10 protein-coding genes are annotated in these 12,246 nt (G+C 45.2%); 8 read left to right on the top strand and 2 right to left on the bottom strand.

Features of this window, described 5'->3' with window-relative positions; all coding sequences use genetic code 11:
* Positions 1 to 7: 7 nt before the first annotated feature.
* The gene (gene efp / locus ACMFL8_RS11415) at positions 8 to 580 is read right to left on the bottom strand and encodes an elongation factor P (RefSeq protein WP_189579898.1); all 573 of its coding nucleotides are present in this window, start codon (positions 578 to 580) and stop codon (positions 8 to 10) included.
* Positions 581 to 745: 165 nt separating this feature from the next.
* Here efp and epmB point away from each other — a divergent pair, with 165 nt between their 5' ends.
* The 8 genes from epmB to ACMFL8_RS11375 all read left to right on the top strand — a co-directional run bounded on the left by epmB (position 746) and on the right by ACMFL8_RS11375 (position 11,582).
* Positions 746 to 1,753, top strand: a complete 1,008-nt coding sequence (gene epmB / locus ACMFL8_RS11410) for an EF-P beta-lysylation protein EpmB (protein ID WP_413191045.1) — start codon at positions 746 to 748, stop codon at positions 1,751 to 1,753.
* A 153-nt stretch (positions 1,754 to 1,906) separates the two neighbouring features.
* Positions 1,907 to 3,649 (top strand): hypothetical protein, encoded by a 1,743-nt coding sequence (locus ACMFL8_RS11405; RefSeq protein ID WP_413191044.1) that lies wholly within the window; start codon positions 1,907 to 1,909, stop codon positions 3,647 to 3,649.
* Positions 3,650 to 4,009: 360 nt separating this feature from the next.
* The gene (locus ACMFL8_RS11400) at positions 4,010 to 6,103 is read left to right on the top strand and encodes an EAL domain-containing protein (RefSeq protein WP_413191043.1); all 2,094 of its coding nucleotides are present in this window, start codon (positions 4,010 to 4,012) and stop codon (positions 6,101 to 6,103) included.
* Between the two features lie 202 nt (positions 6,104 to 6,305).
* Complete coding sequence (locus ACMFL8_RS11395) at positions 6,306 to 6,767, top strand: c-type cytochrome (protein WP_413191042.1); 462 nt, start codon at positions 6,306 to 6,308, stop codon at positions 6,765 to 6,767.
* 66 nt (positions 6,768 to 6,833) lie between these two features.
* Positions 6,834 to 7,841: an AAA family ATPase gene (locus ACMFL8_RS11390; protein ID WP_413191398.1), complete on the top strand. Its 1,008-nt coding sequence runs from the start codon at positions 6,834 to 6,836 to the stop codon at positions 7,839 to 7,841.
* 91 nt (positions 7,842 to 7,932) lie between these two features.
* Positions 7,933 to 8,970 (top strand): hypothetical protein, encoded by a 1,038-nt coding sequence (locus ACMFL8_RS11385; protein ID WP_413191041.1) that lies wholly within the window; start codon positions 7,933 to 7,935, stop codon positions 8,968 to 8,970.
* Complete coding sequence (locus tag ACMFL8_RS11380) at positions 8,967 to 11,228, top strand: transglutaminaseTgpA domain-containing protein (RefSeq protein WP_413191040.1); 2,262 nt, start codon at positions 8,967 to 8,969, stop codon at positions 11,226 to 11,228. The genes ACMFL8_RS11385 and ACMFL8_RS11380 overlap by 4 nt, the downstream gene beginning before the upstream one ends.
* Before the next feature lie 66 nt (positions 11,229 to 11,294).
* Positions 11,295 to 11,582 carry a DUF4031 domain-containing protein gene (locus ACMFL8_RS11375; protein WP_413191039.1) on the top strand — a complete coding sequence of 96 codons (288 nt, stop codon included), beginning with the start codon at positions 11,295 to 11,297 and terminating at the stop codon, positions 11,580 to 11,582.
* Positions 11,583 to 11,665: 83 nt separating this feature from the next.
* Here the strand turns inward: ACMFL8_RS11375 and ACMFL8_RS11370 are convergent, their stop codons facing one another.
* Positions 11,666 to 12,184, bottom strand: coding sequence for a DUF302 domain-containing protein (locus tag ACMFL8_RS11370; RefSeq protein WP_413191038.1), 519 nt, complete (start codon positions 12,182 to 12,184; stop codon positions 11,666 to 11,668).
* Between the last annotated feature and the right edge of the window lie 62 nt (positions 12,185 to 12,246).

The raw sequence follows: 12,246 nt of genomic DNA, 5'->3' as shown, positions 1-12,246 counted from the left end.
CGAGCGATTAGTTGACGCGAGTTTGGTAGTCACCAGTACGGGTATCGACACGTACGACTTCACCTTGCTGAACAAACAATGGTACACGCACAACCGCGCCTGTCTCTAACTTAGCAGGTTTGCCGCCACCACCTGAAGTGTCACCACGTACACCAGGATCTGTCTCCGTGATTTGTAACTCAACGAAGTTGGGCGGCGTTATAGACAACGGACTTCCATTAAATAGAGTGATGGTACATACGGCATTGCTGTTTTCTTTTAGCCATTGTACTGAGTCGCCCATTGCTGTTTTGTCAGCTTGGATCTGCTCAAAGCTTTCAGGATGCATGAAATGCCAAAACTCGCCATCGTTGTATAGATAGTTCATTTCAGTGTCCATGACATCAGCCGCCTCTAAGCTATCACCTGACTTGAAAGTTTGCTCCAATACTTTACCACTACGAAGATTGCGCAACTTGACACGGTTAAAGGCTTGACCTTTACCAGGTTTGACAAACTCGTTTTCAAGAATGGCACAAGGATTGCCATCGAGCATGACTTTTAGACCGGCTTTAAATTCATTAGTAGAAAAACTTGCCACAAGAAACTCCTAAAGGTTGCGAATATATGATCAGTATTTGGGTGTGGAGATAACTGTGCTAAGCGCTGTCGTCACGCCAACTATTCATGGATGACTGGTATGCTTTGATAGGGTACTCACTAAGGGCGTATAATGACGCCTTTTAGGCACAGGTACTAGGTTGTCATGATAAACCATTTAATCACACAAAAAAACTGGCAAACGCAATTATCCGAAGGCATTACCAGCATTGATGAGCTGCTTAGTATCCTAAAACTAGAATCCTTGCGTGCTGACGTTTATGTGCCTGAGCATTTTGAGCTAAGAGTGCCGCGTGCTTTTGTCGCAAAAATGACCGTTGGCGATAGCAATGATCCTTTATTAAAGCAAGTGCTACCTGACCAGCAAGAGCAAGCCACAGTGACTGGCTACGTGGCAGATCCTTTAGCCGAAAACGACCATAACCCGACCAAAGGCTTGTTGCACAAATATCAATCAAGAGTCCTGTTAACGATTACAGGTGCTTGTGCGATTCACTGTCGTTACTGCTTCCGTCAGCATTTTGATTACAGTGCCAATATGCCCACTGCCGATGCCAAACAAAGCATCATCGACTATATTACTGCCCATCCTGAGATCAATGAGGTGATCTTGAGTGGCGGTGATCCTTTAAACGTGACCAATAGGCGTTTATTTGCTTGGTTAGATACCTTGGAAGCCATCCCACAACTGACCACCATTCGGCTACATACTCGTTTGCCAATAGTGATTCCAGCACGTTTGGATGCGCCATTATTAGAGAGGCTGGCACAAAGTCGCTGTCATATCGTCATGGTCGTTCATTGTAATCATGCTAATGAGATTGATGTGCTCACAGCAGAGTATTTGCAGCGGGCGCGAGCAGCTGGCATGACTTTATTAAATCAGGCCGTACTTTTAAAAGGTATTAATGACAGCGTTGCTGCTCAAATCGCTTTAAGCCAACGCTTATTTGCCGCTGGCGTATTGCCTTATTATCTGCACGTGTTGGATAAAGTGGCAGGAGCTGCGCATTTCGATAGCGACGAGCGGTCAGCAGTCGCGCTTTATTGGTCATTATTGGCAGCACTACCCGGTTATCTGGTACCTAAGCTGGTCAGGGAGTTGCCAGATAGACCGTTTAAGGTGCCGATTGACATTTACAATGGGGCTTAAAAGTTGCATGATGACGAGGCAATATTATTTATGGACAAATAATGACCAATAAGTGCATAAGCAGCTGTTATTACGACCTTCTATCGATAGCTAACGCTTACCCGCTTGCTAATAGTTTGTGCAGCTATCACTGCGTAATGACTAAGGATAGTAATGATAACTTTATCGGATTTTCAAGAGCATCTGGCTTCGACAGAGCCGTTACTGCCTGCTTCTAGCCACTCGACCAACGGTCAAGAGCAGCATTTGCGCAAGTGGGTGGCACTTTTGCCATCGCAAACAGAAGCGCAGCAAGCGGAGCAATTGGAAAAAGTACTCACAGAGTTGAGAGTGGCTGACGTAGATGATCAGCAACGTTTCAAATTAATTCGTATCGTCCTTGATGCTGCCGATCGGCTGATTGCTGCTTTACGTCAGTCTTACGTCCATGAGACGGGAGCGCTGAGTGACGCTCAGTTGGACTGTGTTGCTCAAGTAAGATCTTTATATTATCTGGTTATTCTGGTCTGCGACGGTGTGATACGCCGCGAAATATCGTTGTTAGATAATCAAAAAACACCAGCAAGTAGCGGCTGGCAGCGCCGTTTTACGGGCGAAAAATCTGCGCCAATGACGTTAGCCATCGTTATTTACCAGACGATGTTAACGTACCAAAAACTATTGATGGAAGAGGCTATTTGTTATCAAAAGCCACCGTCATATGTCTGGGCTGCACTCAATCGATTGTATTATCTTGCCTGTCAGCGCCATGCTGCAACGCTTGACTTAAGTGTTTATGTCGTTACCAACCGCGCGGACAGTATACATCGATTGTATTGTCAAATATGTTTGCACAGCTTGCTCAATGTGCGCGGATTGCGTCGTTCTAACATCTTGCTAGTCCATCGCTTGCTACCGGAGTGGGCTGAACCAATCGTTGCGACCATAGAGCCGCAAACTGAGACACGCGTCTTTGTCAATTTGCATAGTGATAATCCACCTACTTATTTGACCGCCCACTCTAGCATCAATCCCTATGAGAGCCAGTACGACTGTCTCTTCATTGAGCTGGCATCAGTGATAGAGCATCTAAAATCACGCCAGCAAGCATTAATCAATGAGGGTAGCGAAGGCGTTGAGTGCTGTTTGCTGAATAAGATAGCAATGGCGATAACCTATCGCTATATGCAGCCGCAATTAACCGTACCGAATAAGTATAGCGCTAAGCAAGATGCCACAATGGTGCTTGGATTTAACGATATTCATTATCATGCTAGTCATGCGCAAGGATTGATAAGCTTGATCGGCACCAAAGAGCTGCCGGATGGGGAGCGACCTCGCTATGATACCGTACCAAAAAAACCCGTGAACAGTAACTTATCAATCGTTGAAACTTTTGACAGCAAAAATGTCCTTTCGCCTTTTCGCACGTTGCAGCTGATGGTAAATCCTGTTGATGTTGATGTTGATGTTGATGTTGATGTTGATGTTGATGTTGATGTTGATGTTGACGTTCGTTCTCCCATTACCACTCCGCCACCGTTACAAATAATGAGTCTCTCTTTATTATGCCGTTCTGAGACGACGACCGCTGACTGGTCAATTGGGGTTGTACGCTGGCTCAATCTTGATACTCATAATCCAGAGGTAGAGTGGCAAGTCCTTGGTCACAAGTTAATCACTTGCGGGCTGCGTCTAGAGGATAGGAAGTCACGCAGTCAGCATTTTGTGCCAGCCTTCATTGTCGCTGGCGATGATCAGCTACAGACGACTTGCAGCTTAATAGTGCCGACCTTTCATTTTCAGACCAATGATAGAGTGATCATGCGCTTGCATAATAAACAGAAATTGTTACGTTTATTACATCCCTTATTGGTGACCGATGAGTTTAGCCAGTATGAAGTGGTACAACTGTAGTTTGCGCAAGTATTTATTTGGATAGTGATATAGTCAATCCTATATAAATCGGCTGCGGTGGCAGCCTCTCTAAGTCTACTATTTGCCATACTTCAGCATGTCCAAGTTAAGTTAATCTGCAATCGGTTAAATTATTGTCTATAATGAGAGAGACTTCGACTTACATTTTTATGGTCTAGAAATACCTACCTAGTCAGTCATCCTAGACCGCATCAATAAACCAGTATTTTCAATACCCGCTGAGCCTAATACTTGTAGTGCTTGCTTATTTGCCGTGCTATTTTGATGTTAGGAAAAGCAGCAAGGTATTGAAATTAAGCGATAAAAATAAATACGATCATAAGATTCAAAAGGCCTCCTATGCGTACTCAGTCCGTCTTAAATCTACTAGTTATCGATGCCGATCAGCTCTATGCTGAGCGTCTGGTGGATTTGCTAGATTCTTATTATGACAGCATCAATCTAGGCTTTTTGGATGACAAGGAAGAGTTGCTCAAATCGCTCCGCCAGCCATGGGATGTCTTAGTTTTTGGCCAAGCCTATGATATGAGCTTTACCGACATGGTGGGCATCGTGCAAGAGCAGAGTATTGATCTGCCGATGATCTGTCTGATGAGTGCAGAGACAGCTCCGACTGCTCATAATGAGGATGGTTTGCCTTCTGTGATGAATGGCACGATGGTTAAGGCGCTTAGGGCAGACCAAGAGACAGCAGTAGTGATGGCGATTTGCTTACAGCATGATAATTTGCGTAGCCGCCGCCAGCTAAAATCTCTGCATCATGTACTGTCTGAGGCAGAGCAGCGCGCTAATATTTTAATCAAAAACTCTAAAAGTGCGGTTGCCTATCTTGACCAAGGTATTCATATCTTTGCCAATGACCCTTATCTTCAGCTATTTGGTTTTGAATCAATGAACGATATCATTGGTGTACCCGTTATTGATTTGATCGCAGGCGGCGACAACGTCAAAGCCTTTAAGCAGTTTTTGCGACAGTTTGATAAGGGTAGCCGTGAAGAGGTCGAGTTCAAATTCGAAAGCCTACGTAAGGATGGCAGTACCTTTGAGGCAAAACTACAGCTGGCAGCAGCCACCTTGGATAGTGAGCCAGTTACTCAAATTATTATTCAACAAAACAATAGTAATAGTGCTGAGGTTGCTAAGCGCTTGGCAGAAGCTGAGCGTAAGGACAGCTTGACAGGAATCAACAACCGCCACGGTTTTGAAGAGCAGTTGATGACGGTACACCAGCAAGCAATCGATGGCGTACTGACTGCAGGGCTAATGTATGTTCGGCTCGATAACATTGGTAAAATTAGAAGTAGCTTGGGTTTACAAGGTGTCGATACGACAGTCAAGCAGGTAGCTTATACCCTAGACGAGCTGGTGCCAGAGGGTTATGTAAGCCGCTTTAGTGATACAGCATTTACGATACTAGTAGAGAATCAGACAGCCGCAGAGCTCGAACAGCTCGCCGAGCATATTGGCTCACGTATTAGTGAGATGCTCATTGAAGTCGATAAGCGTACGACAAGCACCACCGTTAGTATTGGTATTGTCAAAATCGAAAGAAATACCGCTGAGCCTAAGATTGTATTAGAGCGAGCGATGGATGCTATTGCTCAGATTATGACTGAGACCTCTAATAAAGGTGGCACCTATCATTTATATGATCCGAGTGAGCATGCCAATAGTGATGACCATGCGCTCGCTGAGTCTTTAGTCGATGCCATTGCCAATAACCGCTTTGAGCTATCGTTTCAGGCGATATATGACATCAATAATGACCGTAGTGACTTTTTTGAAGTCTATCTGCGGCTGCCATTGGCAGATGCTGACAATACCGTGTTGACGCCTCAACAATTTATGGCGGTTGCTAAAGCGCATCAATTGCTAGAAAAAATAGATCGTTGGGTACTGATTAATGCCTGTAAAAAGATAAATGACGTCCGTAAGATCCATCCTGAAGCGCGACTATTGATACAATTGACCAGTGCCTCGCTGGTTGATAAAAAGCTGCCAAACGTTGCCAGCCAGTTGATTAATGCCGTTGGCGGTGCTGCAGGAGCATTGACGCTACAATTTAATGAACAAGATATCGCTGATCATTTAACGGTTGCCAAATCTCAATTTGAAGCACTTGACCAAGTGGGCTGTCAGCTTGGTATTACTAACTTTGGCTCGTCTACTAAGTCCGTTGAAATTGCCAGCGTTGTTCAGCCAGATATCGTACGTTTGGCTCGTAGTTACGTGCAAGATATCGATTCTGCGGATAATTTAGAAGCCGTTAAGTCTCTTATCGTGCGTACCAACGCGGTTAAAATCGATGTGTTGATGCCTTACATTGAAGAAGCGGCAACCATGTCTGTCGCTTGGAGTGTGGGTGCGCGCTATCTGCAAGGGTATTATTTGGAAGAGCCAAGCAGTACAATAAAAGTGGCTAGTGGTACATAAGAGCACCTAATCTTGTGTACAACCATACAGGTATAACCCTAGACGTTTCTTAAGCGTTATTTATTGGTTTAGATGCCGATAAATAACGCTCTATTTTTAAACAGCTATCTATGCGTGCCGACCGATTTTGCCTGATTTTGCATTGCATTATTATCGATATCGTCTTATATAGCTGGTGCTCCTCAACTAAAGATTGTCAAAAATGTCTATTATCAGTAAGTCATCATTGAGCGGTATTTTTACCGCTGTTCTACTGCTCACCGCTTGCGGGAAGAGTATACCACCTGATCATCGCGCGCCTGTCACGCTGCCACTATATACTGGAGGTAACGCTGCTAATGGTGCCCTAATTTATAAAGAGGCTTGTAGTCAGTGTCATCAGCTCAATGCCGGTCTCAATAAAAAAGGCCCGCAGTTGATGAATATATATGGTGCGCCCGCCGCAGAGCTAGAAGATTACACCTATAGTGATGGGCTAAAAAAATCAGGTTGGATATGGGATGCAAAAACGCTCGATCCTTATATTGCGGATGCGGAAAAAGCCATGCTAGATTCAAAAATGCTATCAAACCCTATGCCTGATGCTAAAGAGCGTGCGGATGTGATCGCTTATCTGTCAACGCTTCGTGCCGCCGCGCCCCTAGTGGAAGATGAGGCAAAGTAATTCCTGATTTATACTCATTATCCAAAAAACGAGCCAATGATTACTATGACCCATACAGCCATCGATATGTCTCTTCCTTCTACACTCCAGTCAACGTCAGAGATACTCAGTCAATCTGCGCCTAGTGCTAGCGACTATCGCCATAATCAGCAAAAAATCGCCCAGCTTATGGCACAGTTAAACCAAATTGTGTTGGACAAACCTCAAGCCGTTAAGTTGGCGCTCAGTGGTATATTGGCAGGTGGTCATTTATTACTGCAAGATATACCGGGTATGGGCAAGACGACCTTGGCGCAGGGATTGGCACAGTTATTGGGCTTGAGCTTTAGCCGCGTGCAGTTTACTAACGACATGCTGCCAGCAGATATTTTAGGCATGAGTATCTATGACCAAAGTAAACAGCAGTTTGAGTTTCGCTCTGGGCCTATCTTTACTCAGCTGTTACTGGCAGATGAAATCAATCGCTCCAGCCCCAAGACACAAAGCGCGTTATTAGAAGCGATGGAAGAGCGGCAAGTCACCCAAGATGGAAAAACCTATTCTTTGCCGCAGCCGTTTTTTGTGATTGCAACCCAAAATCCTTTGCAGCAAGCAGGTGTCTATCCACTCCCTGAATCGCAGCTAGATCGATTCTTACTATGTTTGTCGCTCGGTTACCCATCACCTGCGGCAGAGCGTGAGCTCTTAAAAGGTCAGGATCGTCGCGAGCTATTAAAAGAGTTGGATGCCGTGCTAGATACGGACGCTGTGTTATTAGCCCAGCAAGGGGTCAAGCAAGTTCATGTCGCGGATGTGGTTTTGGATTATCTACAAAGACTGGTGGCAAAAACACGAGCAAGCCAAGAGTATCATGGCTTATCACCGCGTGGTGTGCTGTCACTACAGCGTGCTGCACAAGCTTATGCCTATGTATCGGGGCATATGGAGATGACGCCTGAAGATATTCAAGCGGTGTTCGCTGCGGTCACTGATCATCGTCTCGGTCAGCGTTTTGTGCCAGCGTATGTGACGGGAGGGCAGGCGACACAAACCATCGCCCAACGCATATTGGCAGACGTGGCTGTTATTGTTTAACCGTTTGATTTTTCATAACGTACGTTTATGTCCGAAACTGCTATTCAATTGTGAATGAGAGTATTAATTTTATGGTAAAGATAGGGTAATCATGAGCTTTTTGCCAAAAGCCTTAACCGTACCAGCTACTTCAGCATTAAGCCGTTGGTTTGCCTCGCGTGCGCCTAAAAGTGATAGCGCTACGCTCAATTTGCGCAATGTCTATATCTTTTTTAGCCGTGAAGGGATGCTATTTGCTGTCTTATTGGTCATTACTTTTATTGCTGGCATCAACTATGGCAACAACTTAGTATTGGGCTTATGTTTTTATTTGGTCAGTGTCTGGCTGATCAGCTTTCATGTGACCTTTGCTCATATCTCAGGTCTAAAAGTACAATTAATAGAAGTGACCATAGCAGAAGCGGGTGCGCCTGTTTGGGTGACTTTGCAGCTGCGCAGTGAGAGCCGCCAACCAAGACGGCAGTTGTTATTTGGCTTTGAGCAGGTTGATAAAGAGACGGATAAAAAATCCAGTAAGAAAATCAAACCTAACGTAGATAATCAAAATTCTGTGCTCGTTACACGGCTACAAGGTGAGCAGATTATTCGTTTGCCAGTACAGACGCATAGTCGTGGGCAGTTTGAATTACCACGCTTAAAAATAAAAACCGTTTATCCTTTGGGCATTATGCGGGCATGGTCTTATGTCTATTTTGCGCGTACGGCGTGGGTCTATCCAAAACCTGAAGCCTTTGACTGGCAGGCACAGTATTCGGTCGCAAGTCAGGAGGATTTAGCAACAGGCGGGCAATATCGACAAGGTCAAGATGACTTTGAGCGGCTGGATAATTATATCGAAGGTGAGTCGCTGGCACGGGTTTCTTGGGGTCATGTGGCGCGCGGTCAAGGTATGTTTACCAAGCATTTTGCTGATCCAGTCGGTCATGAACAAAGCTTAGATTATGCTGATATGCCAGCGGCGCATCATGAGCAGAGGCTGGCTCAGATGACGTATGGGGCGATGAGGTTGGGTGAGCTGGGTGTGCCATTTAAGATGCGCTTGCCGAGTGATGTCTCTGCTGCTGCTCTGATGGGAGAAGGTGATAGTTTTGCGCAAGCGTGCTTGCTAAGGTTGGCAAAAACGCCATGACCAATATCTCTAAAATAGATGACTCAAAAAAACCGGTAGAAGTATTTACTGGCTCTTCTAAATCAGACTTTATAAATTCTGCAAGCTTTGAGCAGTTGGCATTGGGTCAAAATATCGCTTCTCATACTGAGCAGGCTAGCGATACTAAATGGACTCGCAAGCTATTTGCCTTGCCAGCGTATTATTGGGTATTAATCGCCCAAATCATCGTCATTTTACCTCATGCCGCGCATCTGCCTTTGTGGCTGATTGGCTTTGCTGTGGTTAGTATCGCCGCCCAACTACCGCGCATCAAAGCTAAGTTCAAAAAATTGCGTCATTTAAAACGCGTCTATCAAGGCATGCAAATGCTCGGCTTCTTGCTGGGTCTTTTCGGTTTATGGCTGACTTACAATACGGCGTTTGGACTGGATATGGGCGTGGCATTTTTAGTGCTATGTCTCATCAGTAAGCTGTGGGAATTGTATAAGCGGCGCGATGCTTATGTGGTCTTAAATTTATCACTGTTTGTCCTTGCAGCGCTGTTTTTGATGGATCAAGGTCTTGTTACGACTTTAGAAGTAATCATCGGTGCTGTCATTATCTTATTGGCATTTATTGCACTCAATGACGATGGTAATACTCGCGGTGATGGTCGTCTGCGCACTTTGGGTGTATTAGGTCTTGGGGCACTGCCATTATTGGTTGTATTGTTTTTATTCTTCCCGCGCTTACCACCGCTATGGTCAGTGCAGCTATCAGGTCAGCAAGCAACCACTGGCGTCTCCGATAGTATGTCGCCCGGGGATTTTGCCAATTTGGGACAATCGACTGAGCTGGCTTTTCGGGTAGAGTTTGCAGATAAGCGCCCACCGCAACAGCAGTTATATTGGCGTGGTTTGGTATTTAGCGACTTTGATGGGGTTACATGGCGTCCTAGCCCTCAGCAACAACAATGGCGGCCTGCACCGCAAATGCCTGTTTGGATTGAGAACGCCTTTGCTACTATCCCTGATGAAGTGAAAGTTGCGCCTACCAGCTATGAGGTTATTTTAGAACCCACACAACAAAACTGGCTATTTGGCCTCGATTATCCTTTTGCCCAGCGCCAAGACATCAGTATTACTTCAAACTTTACCTTATTAAAAGACCAGCCAGTTACTCAGCAGTTCCGTTATGACGTATTACAGTTTGCGCCGATGCGCATTGACCCTGTTCTGTCTGAAGCGTTGCGGCGGCTGAACCTTGCTCTGCCAGCTGACGGCAACCCACAAGCACGCGCACTGGCAAAGCGATTATTTGCGCAATCTGGCTCAGACCCAGTGCGCTATATTGCAGCTATTGAACGCTGGATTAATCAAACAGAATTTCGTTATACGTTATCGCCGCCACGATTAAATAATAACCGTATTGACGAGTTTTTATTTGAGACCAAAGCGGGATTTTGTGAGCATTACTCTTCAAGCTTTACGTTTATGATGCGGGCAGCTGGTATACCTGCACGGGTCGTGGCAGGCTATCAAGGTGGCGAGCTAAGCCGCGGCGGCAATGTTTGGGAAGTTCGGCAGAAAGACGCGCACGCTTGGACGGAGGTTTGGCTTGAGGGTCAAGGCTGGGTACGTGTCGATCCGACAGCTTTTGTTGCGCCTGAGCGCGTCGAGCAAGGGATGGATGCGCTGACGCAGTCGCAGGGAGCGGCGATGTTCGGTGATGGCGCTAGTGCGCAAATCAGCTATCAGCAATATCAAATGCTACAAACCTTGCGCCGCCTGTCAGATCAAGCAAGCTACTATTGGCAAAAAGACGTCGTCGGTTACGATCAGGACAAACAAGCTGACTCGCTATTGAAGTGGTTCAACATCCGCTCAGTCATGCAGCAAATTATTTGGTTGGCAGCGAGTGCTATTACTGTCATGGCTATTTTAATCTTTGTCATCTGGCAACGTCGCCGCAAACGCTGGCATCTAGCAGATCTGCCGCTTGCACAGCTATCAAGACGTATTGGTAAGGTGGATAAATCGCTGGCTCGTGATGACAGCGAAGGCCAACTAGCATGGCTAGAGCGCGTGGCACTGGCTATTGATTCAAATGCCGAAGGTGGTACTGATAGCCGTTTAACAGACAGTGGTCACTCAGAAATTGTCCAAGCCAAAATCATGCAGATTCAACAAGACTATCGTCAGCTACGCTATGGACGTCTCAGTGCACTTGAAATCAGTGATAAAGAATATCAAATAGTGCTCAAACAGCTCAAAAAAAATGTCGGTGAGTTATTTTGATGGCTGTTTGTGAAAGCGTGGTTTAGCGCATGATAAGATGTTAAGGGTAATAAAGGAGGCGGCTCTATGGCAATATATGTGGATTTTGTGCAGATAGAATTTAAAGGCTATAAATGGTGCCATATGTTGGCTGATACGCTGCAAGAGCTGCATGAATTTGCCTTATTGATAGAAGTAGATCAGCGCTTATTCCACCGTCATGCCAGTTACCCGCATTATGATGTTACGGTACAAATGCGTGCGACAGCGATTGAATATGGCGCTATCCCTGCCGGTCGAAAAAAGATTATCGAATGTGCTAAGAAGTTAAAAGTAGAGCTACACGAGCAAATCGCACAGTCTAAGAATGGCTAATAAGTTAATTTTTTAAAGATATAAAAAAGGTGGGTTATGCTTTTGCATCCCACCTTTTTTGTGTTTATATTTCCATTTATAGCTTACTTTGCAATAGCTGCCTTACTGACACCATCAAGCGCTTTTGCGATGTTAGCTATCTCAGTATCACAACCTTTGATATTATGACGGTCTTTCAGATATTCAGGATTGTTGTAGGACAGCCAGACTTTTTTATCGGCATCTTCACTGATGAGAATCTTTTGTGGTAAGTCGATGGCGACGCTTTGCTCGCAATTCATCAATGGCGTACCCGCTTTTGGGTTACCAAACATAATTACCTGCGTCGGTCTCAATGTTAAATTGGCACCTTGCGCATTTTTTTGATGATCGACGCGTGCAAATACTTTCATACCTTTGCTTTCGATAATCGCCGCCAGCTTATCAGCAGTATCTTGGACAGAATGATTACTTTGCATCGTAACCAAACCCTTTTCAGCATTGATAGCAGTCATCGTTTCTGGTGTTGACGGCATTTTATCCGGCGCGTTTAAAATATTTTCAACGCTGGCACACGAGGACATGGCCAAAGCTAAGGCAGCGATAGAGACAATCTTAATCATAAAAATTCCTTTTATTATGGTTTTTTATTTAGTGAGTGATGCTTGGTTGTGTTAAGCGATCT

This window comes from Psychrobacter sp. AT9 (assembly GCF_047272965.1).
In the GTDB taxonomy this organism is placed as follows: Bacteria; Pseudomonadota; Gammaproteobacteria; order Pseudomonadales; family Moraxellaceae; genus Psychrobacter; species Psychrobacter glaciei.
The sequence above is the reverse complement of the archived record's forward strand: the minus strand, read 5'-3'. Positions and strand labels throughout refer to the sequence as shown.